At 64.6% G+C, this 20,858-nt stretch carries 21 protein-coding genes and 1 riboswitch; of the genes, 12 read left to right on the forward strand and 9 right to left on the reverse strand.

From position 1 onward, the window contains the following. Window positions 1-12 precede the first annotated feature (12 nt). The 6 genes from BH683_RS10260 (at window position 13) to BH683_RS10285 (ending at window position 5,963) form a co-directional block, all read left to right on the forward strand. Window positions 13-516 carry a dimethylamine monooxygenase subunit DmmA family protein gene (locus BH683_RS10260; RefSeq protein ID WP_143696030.1) on the forward strand — a complete coding sequence of 168 codons (504 nt, stop codon included), beginning with the start codon at window positions 13-15 and terminating at the stop codon, window positions 514-516. After that, window positions 513-1,499: a PDR/VanB family oxidoreductase gene (locus BH683_RS10265; protein ID WP_246833296.1), complete on the forward strand. Its 987-nt coding sequence runs from the start codon at window positions 513-515 to the stop codon at window positions 1,497-1,499. The genes BH683_RS10260 and BH683_RS10265 overlap by 4 nt, the downstream gene beginning before the upstream one ends. Further along, window positions 1,500-2,477: a DUF3445 domain-containing protein gene (locus BH683_RS10270; RefSeq protein WP_084836158.1), complete on the forward strand. Its 978-nt coding sequence runs from the start codon at window positions 1,500-1,502 to the stop codon at window positions 2,475-2,477. Window positions 2,478-2,656: 179 nt separating this feature from the next. Beyond that, window positions 2,657-4,021 carry an ammonium transporter gene (locus BH683_RS10275; protein ID WP_084836159.1) on the forward strand — a complete coding sequence of 455 codons (1,365 nt, stop codon included), beginning with the start codon at window positions 2,657-2,659 and terminating at the stop codon, window positions 4,019-4,021. 119 nt (window positions 4,022-4,140) lie between these two features. Next, the gene (locus BH683_RS10280; protein WP_084836160.1) at window positions 4,141-4,803 is read left to right on the forward strand and encodes an XRE family transcriptional regulator; all 663 of its coding nucleotides are present in this window, start codon (window positions 4,141-4,143) and stop codon (window positions 4,801-4,803) included. A gap of 176 nt (window positions 4,804-4,979) precedes the next feature. Then, entirely contained in the window at window positions 4,980-5,963 is a 984-nt protein-coding gene (locus tag BH683_RS10285; RefSeq protein WP_168187010.1) for an LLM class flavin-dependent oxidoreductase, read from the forward strand. A gap of 1 nt (window position 5,964) precedes the next feature. On the opposite strand, the gene BH683_RS10290 is transcribed toward BH683_RS10285, so the two are convergent. From BH683_RS10290 to BH683_RS10305, 4 genes are all read right to left on the reverse strand, one after another. Next, a complete protein-coding gene (locus BH683_RS10290; RefSeq protein WP_084836162.1) occupies window positions 5,965-7,383 on the reverse strand; it encodes a family 43 glycosylhydrolase in 1,419 nt (472 codons plus the stop codon). 140 nt (window positions 7,384-7,523) lie between these two features. Continuing rightward, window positions 7,524-8,405, reverse strand: a complete 882-nt coding sequence (locus BH683_RS10295; RefSeq protein ID WP_094647389.1) for an alpha/beta hydrolase — start codon at window positions 8,403-8,405, stop codon at window positions 7,524-7,526. A 94-nt stretch (window positions 8,406-8,499) separates the two neighbouring features. After that, a complete protein-coding gene (locus BH683_RS10300) occupies window positions 8,500-8,814 on the reverse strand; it encodes a multidrug efflux SMR transporter (RefSeq protein WP_084836164.1) in 315 nt (104 codons plus the stop codon). A 19-nt stretch (window positions 8,815-8,833) separates the two neighbouring features. Continuing rightward, window positions 8,834-8,900: riboswitch (guanidine-III (ykkC-III) riboswitch) on the reverse strand. A 39-nt stretch (window positions 8,901-8,939) separates the two neighbouring features. Beyond that, the gene (locus tag BH683_RS10305) at window positions 8,940-9,512 is read right to left on the reverse strand and encodes a TetR/AcrR family transcriptional regulator (protein WP_084836165.1); all 573 of its coding nucleotides are present in this window, start codon (window positions 9,510-9,512) and stop codon (window positions 8,940-8,942) included. Between the two features lie 105 nt (window positions 9,513-9,617). Here BH683_RS10305 and BH683_RS10310 point away from each other — a divergent pair, with 105 nt between their 5' ends. From BH683_RS10310 to BH683_RS10325, 4 genes are all read left to right on the forward strand, one after another. Next, complete coding sequence (locus BH683_RS10310; protein ID WP_168187011.1) at window positions 9,618-10,565, forward strand: SDR family NAD(P)-dependent oxidoreductase; 948 nt, start codon at window positions 9,618-9,620, stop codon at window positions 10,563-10,565. 107 nt (window positions 10,566-10,672) lie between these two features. Continuing rightward, window positions 10,673-11,488, forward strand: coding sequence for an SGNH/GDSL hydrolase family protein (locus BH683_RS10315; protein WP_143696031.1), 816 nt, complete (start codon window positions 10,673-10,675; stop codon window positions 11,486-11,488). Window positions 11,489-11,678: 190 nt separating this feature from the next. Next, the gene (locus BH683_RS10320; protein WP_084836197.1) at window positions 11,679-13,706 is read left to right on the forward strand and encodes an acyltransferase family protein; all 2,028 of its coding nucleotides are present in this window, start codon (window positions 11,679-11,681) and stop codon (window positions 13,704-13,706) included. Window positions 13,707-13,817: 111 nt separating this feature from the next. Further along, complete coding sequence (locus BH683_RS10325; protein ID WP_084836168.1) at window positions 13,818-14,909, forward strand: NADH:flavin oxidoreductase/NADH oxidase; 1,092 nt, start codon at window positions 13,818-13,820, stop codon at window positions 14,907-14,909. A 7-nt stretch (window positions 14,910-14,916) separates the two neighbouring features. Here BH683_RS10325 and BH683_RS10330 read toward each other — a convergent pair whose 3' ends face one another. Then, window positions 14,917-15,243 (reverse strand): hypothetical protein, encoded by a 327-nt coding sequence (locus tag BH683_RS10330; protein WP_084836169.1) that lies wholly within the window; start codon window positions 15,241-15,243, stop codon window positions 14,917-14,919. Between the two features lie 150 nt (window positions 15,244-15,393). Between BH683_RS10330 and BH683_RS10335 the strand changes: the two genes are divergently transcribed. After that, window positions 15,394-15,945, forward strand: a complete 552-nt coding sequence (locus BH683_RS10335) for a hypothetical protein (RefSeq protein WP_084836170.1) — start codon at window positions 15,394-15,396, stop codon at window positions 15,943-15,945. 35 nt (window positions 15,946-15,980) lie between these two features. On the opposite strand, the gene BH683_RS29145 is transcribed toward BH683_RS10335, so the two are convergent. The 3 genes from BH683_RS29145 to BH683_RS10350 form a co-directional block, all read right to left on the reverse strand. Further along, a complete protein-coding gene (locus tag BH683_RS29145; RefSeq protein ID WP_084836171.1) occupies window positions 15,981-16,211 on the reverse strand; it encodes a YbdD/YjiX family protein in 231 nt (76 codons plus the stop codon). Then, entirely contained in the window at window positions 16,172-18,433 is a 2,262-nt protein-coding gene (locus tag BH683_RS10345; RefSeq protein WP_246833297.1) for a carbon starvation CstA family protein, read from the reverse strand. Before BH683_RS10345 ends, BH683_RS29145 begins: the two co-directional genes overlap by 40 nt. A gap of 86 nt (window positions 18,434-18,519) precedes the next feature. Continuing rightward, on the reverse strand, window positions 18,520-18,948 hold the full coding sequence (locus BH683_RS10350; protein ID WP_084836173.1) for a hypothetical protein: 429 nt from the start codon (window positions 18,946-18,948) through the stop codon (window positions 18,520-18,522). 212 nt (window positions 18,949-19,160) lie between these two features. On the opposite strand from BH683_RS10350, the gene BH683_RS10355 reads away from it, so the two are divergent. Continuing rightward, entirely contained in the window at window positions 19,161-20,375 is a 1,215-nt protein-coding gene (locus BH683_RS10355) for a DUF222 domain-containing protein (protein WP_084836174.1), read from the forward strand. A gap of 165 nt (window positions 20,376-20,540) precedes the next feature. On the opposite strand, the gene BH683_RS10360 is transcribed toward BH683_RS10355, so the two are convergent. Continuing rightward, complete coding sequence (locus BH683_RS10360) at window positions 20,541-20,816, reverse strand: hypothetical protein (RefSeq protein WP_084836175.1); 276 nt, start codon at window positions 20,814-20,816, stop codon at window positions 20,541-20,543. Between the last annotated feature and the right edge of the window lie 42 nt (window positions 20,817-20,858).

The raw sequence follows: 20,858 nt of genomic DNA on the forward strand, positions 1-20,858 counted from the left end.
GTGGCGGTGTCGATGGCCACCACCACCGTTCCCCGGTGGCCGGCAACCTCATTCTCGGACGTCGAACTCGACCCCTCGGCGTCGCACCACCTCGTCCTGACCACCGATCACGCGGCGGCCGACCACGTCGGACATCCGACCGGAGCGTCGGTATTGCATATGTCCGGCGCTGATGATGACGCGCTGGCCGAGGCGCTGCAGGCGGCGCGGGTGGGCTGGCGCTTTGTGGTGGTCGGGAGCGGAGCGGCGCTCGTCCGGGTCCGGACTGCCATCCTCGCGGCCGGTGCCATTGACGCTGAGGTGAGTGTCGTCGATCTCGGTGGCGGCGATGGCTTCGCAGCCGGCGAGCGCGACGTGTATTGCGCCCACTGCCACGCCATCACCACCACAACGGCCGGTGTCGACGAATCACTGACCTGTTCCGGATGTGCCTCGCCACTGGTGATCTACTACCACTTCTCCAGTCGGCACCACGCCTACTTGGGATTTCATCCAGATGCGGAGGAACTGCCGTGACCCATACGGTGAACGCTCCCCATACCCAGCTCACGGGCACCGATCTGCTGGTCACCGTCGACGCCGTTCGGGAGGTCTGCGACGGCATCCGTGAAGTCAGATTTGCCGGCGCGCACCCGTTGCCGTCGTTCACGCCCGGCAGCCATATCGGCGTGCGGTGGGGGACGGGAACGCAGAACCCGTATTCCCAGAACTCCTATTCAATGACCGGACCCACGACCGACCCCGATCACTACGCAATCTGCGTGCGCCGTGACGACGCGGGGAAGGGCGGCTCGGCGTGGATTCATGCGCTGCAGGTGGGTGATGAGGTGATCATCACCCGTCCGCGCAGTGCGTTCGCCCCGATTTCGGTTGCGCGGCATCATGTCCTGATCGCCGGCGGCATCGGTGTGACGCCTATCCTGTCGCACGTACGGGCAGCGGTGCAGTGGAACCGGTCGTTTGAGGTGATCTACTCACATCGGCCGGGATTCGGCGCACTCGTTGACGAACTGGGAGATCTCTGCGGTGACCGACTCACCGTTGTCCATGACGTCGCCGCGTTCTGGTCACACCTGAATCCGGTCCTCGGTGACTCGCCGCTCGGCACCCACCTCTACACCTGTGGTCCCGCTGTGCTGATCGATGCGGTGGCCACCGCAGCCACGACGGCGGGATGGCCTGCGCAACGAGTGCATTCCGAACAATTCGCGTCCGCGGTCTCCGCAGGCGGCAAGCCGTTCGCCGCCAGGCTCGGCCGCACTGGTGTGCTGGTACCCGTCGGCGCCGAGGTCTCGCTTCTGGAGGCACTACTCGAACGTGGTGTCGCAGTGCCCAATCTCTGCCGCCAGGGCGTCTGCGGTGAATGCAAGACCACGGTCCGGGGCGGACGGATCGATCACCGGGACTTCTATCTGACCGATGACGAGCGAGCCGAGGGCGACGCGATCATGCCGTGCGTCTCCCGGGCCGCCGGTGACCAAGTGGAATTGGACCTGTAAATGACCGCAGCAGATATGTACACGCAGAACGATATCGAGAATTTTCCGTTCCCTTTTCCGAAGGACCAGTACCGCTACAGCGCCAACGTCGAGCCGACCGGTACGCAGCGGGTGGTGATCGACGATCACTATCGCCGGGAACTTGACGAGCGCGCCCGGATCCTTGCGGCCGATCCCAGCCGGTCGCAATGCCTGCCGCACATGATCCCTGCGGCCTGGGACGCCATGCTCACCCTCATGCACGATCTCGCCGACGGCTATCCGCAGCACATGACCCTGGAACGGATCACCGCCGAACCGGCCGCGTACCGGTGGCGTAACGCGCTGCTCGACATCGACCAGACCTTCACGTTCGGTGCCGGCGACACACTTCCCGCCGACCCGCTCGACTACATCTGCGGACAGATGCAAGAAGACGTCGTGCTGCTCGATCAGCGCGACGACCAGATGTGGGGTGACGCGGGCGTTGTGACCTTCGCCGCCGATTGGTCGTTCGGCTTCGACGTCGGCATGAGTTTCTTGCAGATCCACGGCCCGGTGCCGCGGCTGCACAGCGAGAAGATCGCCACGCGGGCGCACGAATTCATCAAGCGCCTGGAACCGGCTCAGAGCTATCGCCGCACCAACTGGACGCTGACGGTCGATGGCAAACTCGACACCTCCACCGAGACCTACCCGCAGTGGGGTAGAGATCGGCGCACTCTCTCCGGCGGACCACTCGAGGACGTGGGGGACCGGCTCTTCCTGCGGACCGAAGTACAGCACTTGATCCGACTGCCACAGTCCAATGCGGTGATGTTCCTGATCAGGACGTACCTGCTGCCGTTCTGGGCCATCGCCACCCTGCCGGAATGGGCCGACCGGCTCTACCGCGTCCTCGAAGACCTGCCCCTCGACATGGCCGACTACAAGGGCATCACCCGCACTCGCGGCCAGGGGATGCGCTGGCTCAGCACCTACGGCCCGGTCACACCGTGACCGTCGAGGTCATGGCACTGACTGTCGCTCAACACTTTTAGACGAAACGTTCATTTCGGTCCTTGTAACACGGCCGCAACCGGCGGTCTCGAATATGCAACACGCGCGTGGTCCACTATTGGTGAATTCCGATTCCCCTAAGCAGACCTTCGTCTGCGCCCAACTCTTGAGGAAAAACAATGGACGAAGCAATCGCGGCCGCCGATACGGCGTGGCTGCTGGCGGCATTTGCTGCGGTGAGCTTGATGGTTCCGGGCCTGGCGATGTTCTACGGCGGCATGGTCAGCGCCAAGAACACACTGAACATGGCGATGATGACCTTCGGTGCGTTCGCTGTCGTCGGCATCCTCTGGATCCTGTTCGGATACTCGGCAGTGCTGGGCAATTCGCTTGGTGGACTGGGAATCCTGGGCGATCCGCTGGAGTCCATCGGACTCGCCTCGTTGCTCGAGGCGCCCGCTGACCCGGGCCTGCCGCCGGCACTCGTCGCCGGATTCCAACTGCTGTTCGCCGGCATCACCGTCGCACTCATTTCCGGTGCCGTCGCCGACCGCATGAAGTTCGGTGCGTGGATGGTCTTCGCCGGCATCTGGGCGACCCTGGTGTACTTCCCGGTCGCGCACTGGGTCTTCGCCTTCGACTCCGAAGACGGATCGATCACCGGCGGTTGGATCGCGAACCAGCTGGCGGCGATCGACTTCGCGGGTGGAACCGCAGTCCACGTCAACGCGGGTGTCGCAGCGCTGGCCCTGGTCATCGTTCTCGGCAAGCGCCGGACGTTCCCGGCCGCCCCGCGTCCCCACAGCCTGCCGCTGACCATGCTCGGCGCGGGCATCCTGTTCTTCGGCTGGTTCGGCTTCAATGGCGGATCGGCACTCGCCGCCGGCAACAGCGCGGCTGTTGTCGTCCTCAATACCGTTGCTGCAGCGTGTGCCGGTATCTGTGCCTGGCTTCTTGTCGAGTATTTCCGCGAGGGTCACGCGACCTCGCTCGGTGCCAGCTCCGGCCTGATCGCTGCGCTCGTCGGCATCACCCCCGCCTGTGGTGCGGTGTCGCCGATGGGTGCATTGCTCGTCGGTGCCGCCTCTGGTGCCATCTGCTGCCTCGCGGTCTCGATCAAGTTCCGTTTGGGCTATGACGATTCGCTCGATGTCGTCGGAATCCACATGGTCGGCGGCATCCTGGGCACGCTGCTCATCGGCTTTATCGCCGATCCGGCTGCGCCCAACGGTGTTGCGGGACTCTTCTACGGCGGCGGACTGGACCTGCTCTGGCGTCAGAGCGTCGCCGTCCTCGCGGTGTTCTTCTACTGCTTCATCGTCACCTGGCTGATCGCGAAGGCGATCGACAAGACCATGGGTCTGCGAGCCCACGAAGATCATGAGACAGAGGGACTAGATGTCTCCGTCCACGGTGAATCGGCCTATGTCATGGAGCACGCAACACTTTCCGGCAAGCCCGTCACCGAGGCCGACGCAGTAGAAGCTGCGGAAGCCATCGCCACCGATGCGGCCGAGAAGCCCGCGCCGACGGCCACCACCTGACGGTTCGTTTCTCAGCGTCCAGCCCCCTCTCGGCATTGCCGGGAGGGGGCTGGACGCGACTGCGGATCCGGCGCGCTTTTCGTTTCACAGCAGTAAACGCGGTCAGCTAGAATCGAGCCATGCCAACGCGGTCATCGAAGACAGTCCGTGACACCGGTGACCCTGCACCCGTGCAGCGTGAGGTGCTCGGAGAACCACCCACGGGCAACGATCTCGAAGAGGCGATAGCCCGCCAAGTCCGCGCGCTGCGACGCGCGACCGGGTTGTCGGTGGGGGACATGGCGGAGAAGGTGGGCATCTCGAAGGCGATGCTCTCGAAGATCGAGAACGCCCAAACGTCCTGCAGCCTGTCCACTTTGGCCAGACTTGCCGCCGGCCTCGACGTCCCGGTCACATCATTGTTCCGCGGCGCCGACAACGAGCGCGAGGCCGTCTACGTCGAATCCGGTCACGGCGCCGTCATCGTCGGACGCGGCACCCGCGTCGGCCACCACTATGAACTCCTCGGTGCGCTCCGCGGCCAGCACAAACGCCTCGAACCGGTGCTGGTCACGCTGACCGACGCCAGCGAAGTGTTTCCTCGCTTTCAACACGCCGGGACCGAACTGCTGTACATGCTCGAGGGCGTCATGGTCTACGGGCACGGTGACGCCGAATACACCCTGCGTCCCGGCGACTCACTGCTGCTCGACGGCGAAGGCATCCACGGTCCGAACGACCTAGTGCGGTTGCCGATCCGCTTCCTGGCCGTTACTGCCTATCCCGACAACCACGACGGCTGAAACACCTCCGCCCTGTCCCGGGCGTCCTCCCGGACACCCTGACAAGATTTCGAGTCTTCGGGTACTGATCCCGCGCCATGAGCGGGCGGGATAGGTTCGCACCGTGGAGCGTTGATCGACCGCCTCGGTTGCACGGCGTCCCGGCAATCCATTTCGTGAACGTGAAGGAGTTTGTTGTGACGGTGCGGTCAGCCTTCAGCTTGCCTCTGGTCAGCTCGGTCGATGAGAACCTGGAGCTCGCCCGGCTTGGGGAAGAACTCGGCTACGACGACGTGTGGCTGGCGGACACGGCGACCATCGACGTATTCGTGCTGGCGGCACTCGTGGCGTCCGCCACCTCGAGGGTGCGGATCGGAACCGCGGTCGTGCCGGTGTTCACCCGTCCGCCGGCGCTGCTGGCCGCGGCGGCGGCGTCGGTCAGTCAGGTCGCAGGTCCCGATCGGTTCATCCTGGGGCTGGGATCGTCATCGCCTGCCATCGTCGAGGACTGGTGCGGGATACCGTTCGAGCGTCCCGTGACCCGCGTCCGCGAGACCGTGGAGGCACTTCGGGCCATGTTCGCCGAACCGAAGGTCTCATACTCGGGGACCACGACCCGGGTGAAGAATTTTCGTCTGGGTGTGCCGCCGGCCGGTGAGGTTCCTCTGTGGATCGGTGCGCAACGTCCGGTGATGGCCGGGGTCGCTGGCGAATTCGCGGATGGCGTCGCCTGCAACTTCATCCCTGCGTCCGCGGTGCCGACCTTCAAGGAGACCGTGGCGGTCGGCGCGGCCCGAGCGACGAAGACGGCTCCGCTTCCCCTCGTCGTGAGATTGCAGACGATCGTGACGGACGATCGGGCTTCGGCGCTGGAAACACTACGAGCGATGATGGGGCCTTACCTCGCGACCCCGACCTACAATTCGTTTCTTGCGTCGTGCGGGTATGAAGCCGAGGCCGCGAAGATCAAGGCGGGCTGGGACAATCGCGACCGCGCAGGGTTGGCTGCCGGTGTCACCGACGAGCTGATCTCAGACCTCGCGATCGTCGGTGACGAGGTCGAATGCCGCGAAAAGGTCGCACGTTTCGTGGAGTCCGGCGTCGACATCCCCATGATCCATCCCGTCGTCCGGTCGAAAGCAGAGGCAGCTGCGATGCTCGAGGCGTTGCGCCCGCGCTGAGTCACCGCCGATCGAACGACGACGACATCCCGCCCAGACCGGGTGTCGCCACCTGCCCGGTCTTCCACACCGTGATGGTGCCCATCTCGACCGGGGCGTCGACGGACGGTCCCGCGAAAGCGAAGACGCCGTAGATCCCCGCGGCGGACTCGGGGGTGATCTCGTACTCGACAGACTTCTCGATGGTTTGTCCCGCAGCAACATTCACCGTCTCGGGACCGACGATGGTTGCCCCTGTGCTGGTTCCCGGTACGGCTACGTTGACCCAGACCTGACCCGAGTACGGTGCGCCTGCGGGTGCGGTGACAATCAACTTCGCGGCGACGCGGCCGCCGGCCTCGGTGAGTTTCACCGGGCTGTCGGTGGTGAGAGACACCCGCACGGGGAGCTTCGTGTCGGGCAGCGCGGGCCGGGTGGAGTTCGGAGAACCGTCACCGATCTCCGGCCAGCCGTTCGCCCACACGATCTTGTCGATCATGCCCTCGCGTCGTTGTGCGCCGCTGGGCAGCTTCAGGTCGGCACGCGGAACAGCGTGATAGACAATCCAATCCGCCCCGGCGTCGTCGGTCACCACGGTGTTGTGCCCGGGGCCTGCCCACGCCTGGCTGCCCGCCAGCAGGAGTGCGCCGCCACCCTTGTTCAGGTCATCGCCCTTGCGATCGAGATACGGACCGGTCAGTGACTTCGACCGGCCGGCGAGGACTCGGTAGGCCGTGTCGGGACCGTTGCAGCAATGTCCCGCGGACACGAACAGGTAGTAGTAGCCCTCGCGGAAGACGACTTCGGGCCCCTCGAACCGGTCGTCGGCGATGGTCGTGACCGGGGCTCCGCTCGGGCCTGTTCCCTCGGCGTTGAGGGGTATCGCGTGTACGCCCTTGAAGTTCCCGACGAACATCGTCTTGGACGTGCCGTCGTCCCACAAGAAGGGATCGATGGTGCCGCCGACGCCGACGTCTTTCGCGCAGAACACCGGATGGCCGAGGTCGGTCCACGGACCGGTAGGCGACGCCGAAGTAGCTAGACCGACACATGGATTCGTCGCATCGTACAACGAGTAATAGAGTGAGTACGTACCTGCGGATGTGCTGATGTGGGGTGCCCACGCCAGGTTGCCGGGCCGATGCCACGAAGGGGCTGTCGGGAAGACGTCGCCTACGTACCGCCAGTCGACGAGGTCGAATGAGGTGAACACCGTCATGTTGTGAGCGCCTTGGCCGTCACCCCAGTCGTCGGCCGTGGCGTACATGTAATAGGTGCCGTCGTCGGCGCGGATCACGCTGGGATCGGCGGCGACAGGTCTGACGATGGAGTCCGCCCCGGCCGTTGGTGCGGGTGCGAGCGCTGAAACAACTAGCGCCGCCAGGAATGGAACCAGGGTCAGGCACGCTCGTACCCTGGCCGAAGCCCCATACCCGTGCATGTTGCTCCTCGCCACCGCGCTATCGATCTGGTCTGGGCAAACCTATACACCTCAAGTAGAGGTTTACTGTTTGCCGCGCGCAGACACCATGCCGTGACCAAAGCGTGTGGCGATCGAGACCGCGGACTTTCGGTCTCGAATCAGGCCATCTGCAGCGATTCGATGATGTCGCGAGTTGCCGCACGGCCCTCCGGGGTGGGGGTGAGGGGATAAATATGCAGACCCGACGGGCAGGTGTGCAACCGCACCTCGGATCCCGCCGCCGCGGCCAGCTCCTGAAAACGGACGGCGTCGGGGTAGAGCAGATCGTGTGTGCCGATGTGGAGATCTGTCGGGGCGAGGTTGCTCAGATCTCCGTAGATCGGCGAGACCGACGAATGGGTGAGCATCGTGTTGGGTGCCCAGGCCCGGGCTGCCATGTCGAGCGTGATGCGGCTGAGCCAGGGGTCGCGACGTTCGACAGGGCCGATACGTGGATTGCTCAAGGACAAGTCGAGCCAGGGGGAGATGAGGATCAGGCGATCGGGTGGGGGTAGCTGCAGTTTGGCGGCTGTCTGGGCCAGCACCAGGGCGAGCCCGCCACCGGCTGAGTCGCCGACAAAGGAGATCGGGCGCCCGGGGTTCTCTGCGATCACACGCTGGTAGACGGCGGTCAGAAACTCATCGGCGTCATGGTGGTCGTAACGCGGCGCGAGGCCGTAAATCGGCACTTCGACCTGTATCCCGGCGTCGGCAAGCTGGCCGATGAGCGTCCAGTGGCCCGGCCCGATCTCGCTGACGTAACCCCCGCCGTAGAGGTACAGCACAGTCGAGTCGGTTCCGGCGGTACGCGAGATCACCCGGTAGGTGGGGAATCCGGCGATGAGCCGCTGGGTGACGATGTGCGATTCACGCAAGTCTGCGGGCGGGGTCGCCGCGACCTTGGTGCGGTTGATGTAGGCACGCACACTCGCCGCCGTGTCCCCGCGGCGATACGTCTGGAACCGCAGCAACGCTGACAGTGCCTTCATCTGAATGCTCATCATTAGAGATGGTACGGACCGATTGTGTGCATGGTCTACGCGAAATCATGAGAATTGGCTGATGATGGAGCTGCGCGCCGGACACGGCCAATGGTCAGTGAGCCAGTTTCAAACCGATGACAGCGCCGACGATGACGAGTATCAAGACGATCTTCAGAACCGATGCCGCCTCGCTGCCGGAGATCATCGCGTACGAAACGGTCAGTGCAGCGCCGATCCCCACCCATATCGCGTACGACGTCCCGGTGGGTAGGGTCCGCATCGCATAGGCGAGGCCAAGCATCGAGATGACGAGCCCGACGATGAACACGATGGTCGGTGTCAGCTTGCTGAAACCTTCGGACCGACCGAGCGCGGTGGCCCAGACGGCCTCGAAAACACCGGAGGCAACCAGTACCAGCCATGCCATGACGTACTCCCTTCATGGGGAAGTACCGTCTTGTCGGCGTCCGGGTACGGTTTCGATCGTCCGGGGTGATCATCGTTGATCACCTCGATGGTATCTGCCGTGGGATGTGCGCGGTGTCGGTGTCGCTAAGGGCGCAGACCGTTGACGAGTACCCGGACATAGCTGTCGAGGGATTCGCGGCCGGCCGCTCGAACTGCGAAGGCGGTACCGCAGATCAGGTGCCGGATGTCGTCGGCGTCGAGTTCGGCTGACACGATGCCCTCTCGGACGCCCCGCTCGAGCAGTTGCGACGTGAGCTCGCCGAGCTCCCCGATGATTGCCATCGTGTCGGTGCAGGCGCAGGTCTCGGACGCGAGCACCGCGCTCAGCCCGGCGTCGTCGAGTTGGAGTTCGATCTCGGCGACGATCAGGCGATGCAGCGCACCTGCGGTATCCGGGTCGTGTGTGAGGTCGCGGGCCTCGACGACCAGCTTGTCGAACGAGTCCACAGCGAGCGCCTCGAGCAGGACCTGCCGGGAAGGGAAGTGTCGGTAGGCGGTGCCGACGCCGACGCAAGCCTCTTTGGCCAGCGCGTTCATCGCGAGGGTGTCGTCACCGGCCGCGAGGCTCCGACGCGCCACCGTGAGCAATGCGTCGCGGTTCCGGACAGCGTCCGACCTCAGCCCCGCCGGGCTCCGCGCATGCAAGCTGTCGTCCACACCGCGAGTATACCGGAATGTTCATCGACTCGGATGATCTATCCGCTTCTGCTACTGTTTGGTCAACCGGATTTGCTATCCGATTCGACAGACCGAGGAGAAGCGATGAGCGACAACTACTTCCACTGGACGCGGGCAGACATGCCGTCCCAGGTCGGCCGCCGGATCATCGTCACCGGTGCCAGCAGCGGTCTCGGCGCCATCGCGGCTCGCGAACTGGCCGGCGCGGGCGCCCATGTGATCCTCGCGGTCCGTGACCTCGAAAAAGGCGATCGAGTCGCGACCGGCATCCGGGCGGGCAGTCCGGGCGCGGTATGCCGTGTCGAGCACCTCGACCTGGCCGAACTGTCGTCGGTTCGATCATTTGCCGATCGCATGCTCGCCGCCGGTGAGCCACTCGACGTCCTGCTGCTCAACGCCGGCGTCAGCAATCAGCCCTACTCGTTCACCGGCGACGGCATCGAGAAGACGTTCGCCACCAACGTCGTCGGACATTTCGCGCTCACCAACTTGTTGCTCCCGCTGCTCGAGATGGGCGGAGATCCCCGCGTGGTCAGCGTGGGGTCCAACCTGTATCGCCGCTTCCGTGCGGACCTCGCGTTCGACGACCTCGCGTTCGGTGATTACTACTCACCGCAGGGCTCCTATGTCCGATCGAAGGTCGCCACGGTGTTGTTCGCCGCCGAACTCGAGCGGCGGCTACGGTCCGTCGAGTCGCCGGTGCGCAGTCTCATCGCACACCCAGGGATGAGCACAACGCCGATGCACGACAATGTCACCGGGTTTTTCCAGAAGTCGGTGATGGGTCTCGCGCATGCTCTGATCTCGCGAGATGCGGAGGAGGGCGCCCTGCCGCTGCTGTTCGCCGCGACCAGCGAACAGGCACCGTCGATGCGTTTTCTCGGTTGGCATACGCGCCGGTCCGACAAGCGGCTGTGGAGCGACGAATTCGTCGGGCTCGGCGCGGACGAGGATCTCGCCCGGACGCTCTGGAAGACGCTCGACAGCGTCACAGCAGAAGATCTCGGCGTGTTCGAGCGGGATTCCGCCTGAACTTCGGCACCTGATCGTGACCGGGCGCCGTGGCGAACACGGTTACGATCAGCCGCGTGCGACTATCCACATCAGCCCCACTGGCAACTTTGGTAACACTCGGATGCATGGCTGCCGTAGTTGCCTGCACGTCCGATGCGACCGCTGACCAGCAAGATCCTCAGACGTCGTGCCAGAGCGTGCTGCATGTCGGTGACTCGCTGTCGCTGGGCATCACGGACGAGGCGGACAGCCCGGGCGCCGACGTCGCACAGCGATACGAGGCCGCCGGGGTGACGACCTCGTTCTTCGATGTCGCGGGCGGACGATCGAGTGTCGAAACAGTGGACGACAAGCCGAATGCGGTCTCGGCCGCGGAAGAACTGAGTCGCACGCACCCCGCTGCGGGCCGATGCTGGGTGCTGCAGATCGGCACCAACGACGCCGCCAACATTTCCGCCGGGTCCCAGATCGACGCGGCCGCTCGCATCGACCAACTGATGCAGGTGGTCGGCGACGAACCGGTGCTGTGGCCGAATCTCAAGACGCTCGTTTCTGCGCCGATGCATTACGAGCCCGAAAAAATGGTCGCCTACAACGGCGCCCTCACGGAGGCCTGCGCGCGGTATCCGAACCTGCGGATCTACGACGCGGCGGCCGATCTTCCAGACTCCGCGTTCGTCGACGGAATCCATCACACGACCGCGGGTTCGGAAGTGTTCGCCGGAGGTATCGCGAGCGCACTGGCCACGGCGTACCCGGCCGGCGGCGGCCCGACCCCGGGATGTGTGGTGGGAACTGCGAACACCGTTCCGGCGCCGGAGAGTTCCCCGGGGCCGATGGCCGCGCCGCAATCCGGGAACGGCCTGATCTGCTTCGCGCCCATCGTCGATATTTGCTTGTCGACAACTGATTTCGGATTGGCATCTGCGACCACGCGCTGATGTGGTGCCCCTGATGTAGCGCAATCAGACGATACTGCGGCTGTTTTCGCCGGGATACGCTGGCGGCCTGTCCGCCCTCCAGGGCGGCCGCGGGGCGGGGTACAACACGTCGACACGCACGTGTGTGGTCTTACGACACCTCATGACCGACGCGACCTGCAGAGTCGATCAAAGGAACCGTCAGTCCGACATGCCACGTCCAGTTGAGTCCGACGCGACCTACTTGCCAGCCCTCGACGGAATCCGCGCGCTCGCAGTCGCGTTCGTCGTGCTCTACCACCTCGGAGTTCCCGGTTTCACCGGTGGATTACTCGGTGTCGGGGTCTTCTTCACCCTGTCGGGTTACCTGATCACCTCGATCCTGATCTCCGGTAAGGAGAAGACCAGCAAGTGGCACCTCGGCACCTTCTGGATCAAACGCTTGCGCCGCCTACTGCCTGCAGTCGTACTGGTGCTGGCGGCCACGCTCGTCGCCGCCGCGTTTGCCCAACCCCGCCGAGTCGGTGAGTACGCCTGGCAGGCCTTGAGCTCGCTCGGTTATGTCAACAACTGGCACAACATCATTGCCGAGACGTCTTACTTCGATCGCTTCGGTCCGCCGAGTCCACTCGGTCACATGTGGTCGCTGTCGATCGAAGAACAGTTCTATCTCCTCTGGCCACTGGTGCTCGCGGCGATGTTCTTCGTCGTGCGGCGGCGCGCGCTGATCACCGTGGCAACCGTCGCGCTCGCGCTCGTCTCGTTCTATCTCCTCTACGACCTCTCGGTGGCTGGCTTCGACAACACCCGCGCCTATGAGGGAACCGATACGCGCGCGGGTGGACTGCTGGTGGGCGCGGCGGTCGCGATGTGGTGGCCTGCACGCTCGACCACCGTGTCGCACAACGGCAGATGTGGCCTCGATGTCGCGGCGTTGGTGGGTCTGGTCACCGTCGTGGTGCTGGTGACGACGATGCCTGATGGCGGAGCCGGCCTGTACACCTACGGAATCGCGCTGCTCAGCCTCGCCACGGCCGCAGTGCTGATCGCCGCCGTCGTCCCCGCGACGCTCGTCGCGACGGTGCTCGGTCTGACGCCGCTGCGCTGGATCGGGGAGCGGTCGTACGGGATCTATCTCTGGCACATGCCGTTGATCGCGTTCACGCCGATGGCCTTTCGGGCCTACTCGCGTCCCATCAGTTCGGTGGTGATCATCGTCGCGACGGTCGTCCTCGCCGCGCTGTCGTGGCGGTTCGTCGAAAATCCCATCCGTACCCACGGGTTCGCCGGGGCATGGCGTCTCGGCGTCGAGCGCGAACGCCCACTCATCGCTTCGCTGGTCGACAAACTCATCGCAGCACTCGAGAGGCTCAGAGCGCCCCGCGTTCGTCGGCAGAGGTGGTCCATCGTGGGAAGCTGCGCGCTCGTGCTGACGCTCGCCGCCGGGGCGATGGTCGGGTTGAGTGCGCTGAACACCGACACCGCCTTCGTGAACGCCCTTCCCGGCTCCGGTCCGGCGACGACGTCGATGAACGCGCTGCCCGTCGCCCCCGTATCCGCTGTTCCCGAGAAGGTTTCAACCGGGCCGACCGTACCCATCGGGCAACGCCGCACCGAGTGCGCCACGGTCATCCACGTGGGCGACTCCACCTCGGTGGGGATGATCAGCGAGGAGACCCTGCCCGATCCGATCACCAGGGTGCCGGCGCAGTACGAGCGCGTCGGCGCGACGACGGTCATCACCGACATCTCGGGCGCGAGGTCGAGTCTGGAAGAGGTCGCCGGAGAGCCCAATGCCGTCGATGCCATCAAGGGTCATATCGCGCGAGGTGAGTCCGGCTGCTGGGTGATGGCGATGGGTATCAACGACACCGCCAATGTCGTGGTCGGCGGCCTGGGTCCGGTGGACATGAGGATCGATCGATTGCTGAAGCCCCTCGGCGACCAGCCCGTGCTGTGGCCGACGGTGCGCACGACCGAACTCAACGCCAACCCCGCGTACGACAACGGCGAGATGGAAAAGTTCAACCTTGCATTGCTGCGGGCCTGCGAGCGGTATCCGAATCTGCGGCTCTACGACTGGGCAGCAGAAGCCGATCCGGCGTGGTTCACCGACGGGATCCACTACACCGCGGCCGGTTATACCGAGCGGGGCCGCCGGTTCGCGACGGCATTGGCCACCGCCTTCCCGGCGACCGATCATGAACCCGCGGGTTGCGTGGTCAGGGCGGACGCCTGATCCGGGAGCGGGTCGGTCAGCTCAGCGGTACAGATGTCGGTGAGCAGGCCATCAACCACCACTGATGCAGTAGACGGAATCTATCGACCTGGTTGTCGGTTGGACGATGGCATGAGCAATCCCGCCCTCTTCGAGCCCATCACCCTGCGCGACCTGACCATTGCGAATCGGATCTGGCTGGCACCGATGTGCCAGTACAGCTGCTTCGCCGAGGACGGCGTCCCTACCGACTGGCACCTCGTCCATCTCGGCTCACATGCCACCGGCGGCTTCGGGCTCATCCTGACGGAGGCTGCTGCGGTGGTCCCCGAGGGCCGGATCAGCCCGCAGGACGCCGGGATCTGGAACGAGGAGCAGACGGCGGCCTGGCGACGCATCGTGGATTTCGTACACGACCAGGACTCGGCGATCGGCGTTCAGCTTGCGCACGCAGGCCGCAAGGCGTCGACCTACTCGCCCTTCGCAGACCAGGACGGCTCGTTGCCTGCGGCCGAGGGTGGCTGGGTGACCAGCGCTCCGTCGCCGATCGCATTCGAGGGCTATGACGTTCCGACCGCACTGAGCGTCACCGAGATCGCCGACCTCGTCGATGCGTTCGCCGCCGCCGCCCGGCGAGCCGATCAGGCCGGATTCGACGTCGTTGAGATCCACGCCGCCCACGGTTATCTGCTGCACGAGTTCCTCTCGCCGCTGTCCAATCAGCGTGACGACCAGTACGGCGGAGACTTTGCGGGCCGAACGCGATTCCTGGTCGAGGTCGTCGACGCCGTCCGCGCCGTATGGCCACAGGGCAAACCCCTGTTCGTCCGCATCTCGGCAACCGACTGGGCCGACGGTGGGTGGACCGCCCAGGAGAGCGCAGAGCTGGCGTCGGCGTTGGCACCACACGGAGTCGACCTCATCGACGCGTCGACCGGCGGCAACGTGCTCGCCGAGATCCCGGTCGGCCCCGGATATCAGGTGGAGTTCGCGCAGAGCATCCGCGAGCAGTCGGGTGTCCCCACAGCAGCGGTGGGTCTGATCACGGAGCCAGGACAGGCCGAGAAGATCCTCACCTCCGAGGCCGCAGACGCGATCCTGCTCGCGCGTGCAGCTCTCCGAGAGCCGGCTTGGCCGCTGCGGGCCGCACACGAACTCGGGGTGAGCAGAAACGACGCCCCCTATCGCCCGCAGTATGTTCGCGGTGCATGGCGGGATCGATGATCTGCCTCTACTGGGGCAGCTCGACGTAGATGCGGGTCCACGGCTGGTCGTCGATCAGCTCCCAGCGATGGCCACCGCCGATGGTGTCGTGGGCGAGGAGCACGTCGCCTGGTGTCACGACGAACTTGTCGCCGGCCCTCGTGGTGAAACGCAGGGTGCCGGTGAGCGTGATCACGTACTGGCGGTGCGGGGCGGTGTGCCATTCGTATGTTCCACCCGCCGGGGTGACGGTGGCGTGGACGCGTAACGCGTCTTGGATGGGTATGTCGAATTCGCGTTCGGCGTAGTGACTTTGGCCGTCGTCGCCGGTCCATAGCTCGATGAGTCGACTCACGTGTTTGTCCCGCTCTCTCGGTTGCCGATGCGTAGGCCCACACTAACGGCGGTGCGTCGCCGGTTGCACAATCGTCAAATGTCGCGACAATCGAATTGACGGCCGGGCCGCCGCGGACGAGGGGTCGATGGGATGCGTAGTAGAAGGCACATGGGGCACAGCAAGCGCGCCGCACCCGCGGGCGCGCTCAGCAGACCGGTCGACCGCTACGAAACCTGGCTCCGCAGATGGCTGATCCTGATCGTTGTAGTCGCCGCCAGCATTCCGGTTTTCGCCGGGGTGATGGTGTGGAATGCTGCTGACCCGGCAGACTCGCCCATGGTGATCTCCCAGGCCCGGGCAGTGGTCGACACGCCCGCCCCACCGATCACGGCACAGACCATGGGCGCGCCTCTGGTGTCGGTGCAAGCGCACTGGGAATGGAACGGCCGCCGGCACGATGGCGTGATCGCGGTCCCGACCGGCACGGCCGCCGGCGCGGACATGACCATCAACGTCGACGAGAACGGCGACTGGGCCGGCGAGGTGTCGGCCGCCGAGAAACGGATGTACGGCACGACGGCGGCCGTGGTGCTCTCGGTGTTCTTGACGATGCTGCTGATCGCGGTCGCGCGCGAGCGCTCTCGGCATCTGCTCGAGCGTCGCCAAGAGCACTACTGGACCGAGAGTCTGCGCCGCTTCTTCGCCACACTGCCCGACTGAAACACCCGCCGTCCGCCGGCGCACCGATCCTGGGTTCAGCAGCAGCGCCCCTCTGGATTCGCATCCTGGTTCCGGTATCGCATCCGCCAGTAGTCACTCTCGCTCAGTGGTGGGACGTCGGGGTGCAGTGCCGACTGGTGCGTCACATACCGCCGGTAGTGGTTGTCACCCATGACCGAACCGACGTACCAGCGGAGCGCTCCGGCTCCACGCCGCAGGGTCTCGATCAATGCGACGTCCTTTCCGGCCTTCCGATCTGCTCCCATTCCTTCTCCACCTCCTTTTCGGTACGGGTCGCGATCAGTCCGCTCGGCGCGAAGATCTTCGACTCCACCGGTTCGTCCTCGGTGGTCGGAAGCCCGCCTTTGCGAATGGCCTTGACGCATACGACCGCGGCCGCGGCCGCAACGATGAGCACCAGCACCGCGAAGATGATCGACAGCGTTCCCTGGATGAACGTGTTGCGGATCACCGCATCGATCGCGTCCGGGGTCGAGGCCGTCTTGAACTCACCGAGCCCCTGATCCTTGGCGTTCTTGAAGTCGCTGTGCTGCTGCCAGTAACCGATCGCGGGATTGTTCGAGAAGATCTTCTGGTAGGACGCGGTCATGGTCACCGTCAGATCCCAGGCCAGTGGGATGCCGGGAATCCAGGCCCATTTGAGGAGGCCACGTTTGAGCACGACCACCAGGATCAGGGTCAGCGCGATGGCGGCCAGCAGCTGATTGGCGATACCGAAGAGCGGGAACAGCGTGTTGATGCCGCCGAGGGGGTCGGTGACACCCATGAGCAGGATCGAACCCCACAGGCCGACGACGATGAGCGTGCACAGCCAGGCGCCGGGCTTCCACGACGGATCCTTGAAGCGCTTGCCGCCCTTCACATTGCTCAGTCCGTCCGAGAGCATGAACCGCGCCACGCGGGTACCGGCATCGACCGTGGTCAGGATGAACAGGGCCTCGAACATGATCGCGAAGTGGTACCAGAACGAGCGAAGGGATTCGCCGCCGAACGCGCTCTGCATGGTGTCGGCCATGCCCATCGCCAGCGTCGGGGCGCCACCTGTCTTGGAGATGATCGACTCCTCGCCGACGGCCTTCGCGGCGGCGTCGAGTTGAGCAGCAGTCGTCGGATCGCCGGGCAGGTTGAGCGTGTTGTTGACGTACTCGGCGGCGCCCTCCGGGGTTCCGCCGGTGACGCCCTTGGGCGCGTTCATCGAGAAGTACAGGTGCTGATTCAGGATGCACGCGGTGATGAGGGCCATGATCGCGACGAACGACTCGGTGAGCATGCCGCCGTAGCCGATGATGCGGGCCTGGCTCTCCTTCTCCATCAGCTTCGGGGTGGTGCCGGAGGCGATCAGTGCGTGGAATCCGGAGAGCGCGCCGCAGGCGATGGTGATGAACAGGAACGGGAACAGCGCACCGGCGAAGGCGGGACCCTGGCCGTTGTGGGCGAACTCGCTGACCGCGGGAGCCTGCATGACGGGTCGAGCGATCACGATGCCCAGGGCGAGAAGCGCGATGGTGCCGACCTTCATGAAGGTCGAGAGGTAGTCGCGGGGTGCGAGGAGCAGCCACACGGGCAACACCGCGGCGGCGAAGCCGTAGATGATGATCGCCCAGCTCAGGAAGACGGGGGACAGGCTGAACCAGTCGGAACCCCAGCTGGATTCGCCGACGTAGCGGCCCATGACGATGGCGAGCATCAGTAGCACGAAACCGATGATCGACACCTCGGAGACGCGTCCGGGGCGCAGGAATCGCAGGTACACACCCATGAACAGGGCAATCGGGATGGTCATCGCGAGCGAGAAGACGCCCCAGGGACTTTCGGCCAGTGCGTTGACGACGACGAGGCCGAGGACGGCGATGAGGATGATCATGATGACGAACACCGCGATGAGGGCGGCGAATCCGCCGACATCTCCGAGTTCGTCGCGCGCCATCTGCCCGAGGCTGCGTCCGCGACGACGTGTCGAGATCGTCAACACCAGGTAGTCCTGGACGCATCCGGCGAATACGGCGCCGATGATGATCCAGATCGTTCCCGGCAGGTATCCCATCTGCGCGGCGAGTACCGGACCGACCAGTGGGCCTGCGCCGGCGATCGCGGCGAAGTGATGACCGAAGAGCACGCGGCGATCGGTCGGCATGTAGTCCTGCGAGTTGTCGAGGACTTCGGCCGGGGTGGCCTGATCGTCGCGTGGCTTCACGATCTTCATCTCGATCAGCCGCGCGTAGAAGCGGTACCCGATGACGTAGGTACACAGCGCAGCGATCACGAACCAGATCGCGTTGACGGTTTCGCCGCGGACGAAGGCGATGATCGCCCAGGCGATGGCGCCGATGACGGCGATGACAGCGAACATGATGCGCTTGCCGACGGTCATCGGGCTGCGATCGATGATCGCGACGGGGGGACGATCGGGGTCGGTTTTGATCAGATCGATGTGTGGATCCGAGTCGCGTTCCTTGGTAACGGTCACCATGGCTCCTGTGCATTGTGGGCGGTAGGAGGACTTGTCGTCCGGGCTGCTGCCGTCGTGGCGTGTGTAAACCAGTGTGGCGCGCGTCACTCTACGCCCGCCCCCGATCGGAGATTTCCACCCCCATTCGTTAGCAAAGGTTTGGTGTGCGGTAGGCCGTCGTGCCCTTCCATCCGCAGGGCACCGGCCGAGGCGGTGAACTCGAGGGGTACGACCTGGCCGCGGTACTCGATGGGGTGCGGGGGTGCGACGTGGCGCTTCCACGCGGTGGTGAGGACGGGCAGCAGGGCGCCGGCGAGGTAGCCAGTAATGATCGATCCGTGGGCTTTGCCGCCAAGGCGCCGATGCCGGCAGCCATGCCCACCCAGGGCCACTGAATCCCCGCTCATGGTCGTCTCGGTTCCGGTGGGTGATGTGATGCCGGCATCTGTATCGGAGTCGTCTGAGCCCCCGCTGGCCGTGCCGATCCGACCGTCGATCGTGCCGAGCTGACCGAGCGTGCTTCTGTGAGTCATGCAGCAGCTCAACCAATTACCCGTGCAAACGACTGATCCGACTGTCGGAGGTCGCTGATGGCCTTGATTCGAAGGCACTGTGCCCTAGTTTAGTTGGTGTCTAACTGGTTGAAAGTGATTGACTATCAACAGCATTCATCTGTTCAGACTACTTGCGAACACATGTTCGAACAGTTAGATTGGTCTTAGTCGATCGACCTGGGGAGGGTTCGATGAACATCCGCACTACTACTGAAGAGATGATCGATCTGGTGGTACCGGACGATCCCGGGGACCTGGCGTCACTGACGAAAGATCTGATCACCTTGCGCAACGCCACCGAGTCGCAATTGTCGGTCTGTGCGGCGATGATCGACCGACTCGGGTTCGCGAAGAGAGCTGGCACCACACCGTCGAAGTGGCTGCAAGACAACGGTGCCGCCCCAGCACCAGCATCGCGCTGGCTACGCATCGGCGCCGGCGTCGCGAAGCTCGATCGCACCGCCGGCTACTTCCGGGACGGATTTCTCTCCACCGAGCATGTCGACGCCGTGGTCAAAGGGATCAGGCAGATCAACGACAGGTCAGACGTCGGGATCAGCAACGAGGAACGAGCCGTCTTCGAAACGAAGTTGTTGAGTCATGCGATCTCTGGAGCGCGTCCTACCGAGATCGAGAAGATCGCCCAAGGTCTCGGAAACCAGGTCGCCCACGACACCGGCGGACCCACCCCGGCGGAGGATCCCTCGATCAACAAGCTCGACTATGCGTTCAGTGAGGGCCGGTTGGTCGGACGGTTCGATGTGGATGCGCAGATCGGGGAGAAGTTGTACGCCGCGCTGGATCTGTGGAGCCGGCCACGCCCAGAGCCCGATGGGTCTGATGATGCCCGCAGTGACACCCAGCGCCGCGCTGACGCGTTGCATCAGTTGCTCGATTGCGGCGGTGGCGGCGGCGATGGATTCGTGTCGGCACCGCGGACCGAGGTGAACGTGTCCGTACCCGCCGACCACCCCGAGCGGGCGACGCTGGAGTGGATGGGACCGATCACCGAGCACCTCGCGAAATTGCTGGCGTGCGATTCCTCGATGGCATCGGTCATCCTCGACCAACACGGGGTGCCGATCGACGTCGGACCTTCTAAACGCCTGTTCACCGGCGCTGTCCGCAAAGCGATCATCATCCGCGACCAATGCTGTGTTAAATGCGGCGGATCAGCGTCCTGGTCTGATTGCCATCACATCATCTACTGGTCCGACGGTGGCACAACCACATTGGGCAACGGGTGCCTACTGTGCCGGACCTGCCACCGCGCGATCCACAACACCGGATGGGAGATCACGATGGGGTCTGATGGACACCCGTGGCTGATTCCGCCGGCCGATATCGACCCGCAACGAAGACCCTTACCCGCCTACAACAGGCGAACCATGACACTCGCAGCCTGATCTACCTTCTCACAACAACTTTCAGACCGCTCGACCCCCGCGCACCCGAGAACGCATCGGGACCGCGCTCGAAAATTGACAATTCCACAGTGTGAAACGCAAGGTGCTGCCGCCCGGACGGGCCGGGCGGCAGCACCACCTGTAAATGCCGATCGAGAATCGGACTCAGTAACCGCCGTCGTAGTAGGACTCGCCGGTGCTGTAGGTACTGGTTCCGGTGGCATCCGCCCCGCCGACGTACATGTCGACGCCGGTGTTCCAGGCGCTGTTGGACTCAGCCGACCAGTAGTTGTAGCTGTCGTAATCGCCCGACTGCCATGCGGTGTCTGCGTAGCTGTTGGCTTCGATTGATGCGTATCCGTAGTCGGCGTATCCGTAGCCGGAGTCGAATTCCATGATGTGCCCTTCGCGATGTGGTTGTTTGCGTGCGGTGGTGTTCATAGGAGTCACGCTCTGGGGCGAATGTTCCCGGGAACCCGGTAT

It is taken from the genome of Williamsia sp. 1138, from assembly GCF_002095435.2.
GTDB lineage: Bacteria > Actinomycetota > Actinomycetes > Mycobacteriales > Mycobacteriaceae > Williamsia.

Bases quoted from the DNA above. Each gene is read 5' to 3' on its own strand.
- BH683_RS10315 (WP_143696031.1), top strand. From the start codon at position 10,673: ATGGCTGCCGTAGTTGCCTGCACGTCCGATGCGACCGCTGACCAGCAA.
- BH683_RS10320 (WP_084836197.1), top strand. From the start codon at position 11,679: ATGCCACGTCCAGTTGAGTCCGACGCGACCTACTTGCCAGCCCTCGAC.
- BH683_RS10280 (WP_084836160.1), top strand. From the start codon at position 4,141: ATGCCAACGCGGTCATCGAAGACAGTCCGTGACACCGGTGACCCTGCA.
- BH683_RS10310 (WP_168187011.1), top strand. From the start codon at position 9,618: ATGAGCGACAACTACTTCCACTGGACGCGGGCAGACATGCCGTCCCAG.
- BH683_RS10260 (WP_143696030.1), top strand. From the start codon at position 13: ATGGCCACCACCACCGTTCCCCGGTGGCCGGCAACCTCATTCTCGGAC.
- BH683_RS10275 (WP_084836159.1), top strand. From the start codon at position 2,657: ATGGACGAAGCAATCGCGGCCGCCGATACGGCGTGGCTGCTGGCGGCA.
- BH683_RS10270 (WP_084836158.1), top strand. From the start codon at position 1,500: ATGACCGCAGCAGATATGTACACGCAGAACGATATCGAGAATTTTCCG.
- BH683_RS29145 (WP_084836171.1), bottom strand. From the start codon at position 16,211: ATGGGAGCAGATCGGAAGGCCGGAAAGGACGTCGCATTGATCGAGACC.
- BH683_RS10350 (WP_084836173.1), bottom strand. From the start codon at position 18,948: ATGACTCACAGAAGCACGCTCGGTCAGCTCGGCACGATCGACGGTCGG.
- BH683_RS10300 (WP_084836164.1), bottom strand. From the start codon at position 8,814: ATGGCATGGCTGGTACTGGTTGCCTCCGGTGTTTTCGAGGCCGTCTGG.
- BH683_RS10335 (WP_084836170.1), top strand. From the start codon at position 15,394: ATGGGGCACAGCAAGCGCGCCGCACCCGCGGGCGCGCTCAGCAGACCG.
- BH683_RS10355 (WP_084836174.1), top strand. From the start codon at position 19,161: ATGAACATCCGCACTACTACTGAAGAGATGATCGATCTGGTGGTACCG.
- BH683_RS10290 (WP_084836162.1), bottom strand. From the start codon at position 7,383: ATGCACGGGTATGGGGCTTCGGCCAGGGTACGAGCGTGCCTGACCCTG.
- BH683_RS10295 (WP_094647389.1), bottom strand. From the start codon at position 8,405: ATGAGCATTCAGATGAAGGCACTGTCAGCGTTGCTGCGGTTCCAGACG.
- BH683_RS10360 (WP_084836175.1), bottom strand. From the start codon at position 20,816: ATGAACACCACCGCACGCAAACAACCACATCGCGAAGGGCACATCATG.
- BH683_RS10325 (WP_084836168.1), top strand. From the start codon at position 13,818: ATGAGCAATCCCGCCCTCTTCGAGCCCATCACCCTGCGCGACCTGACC.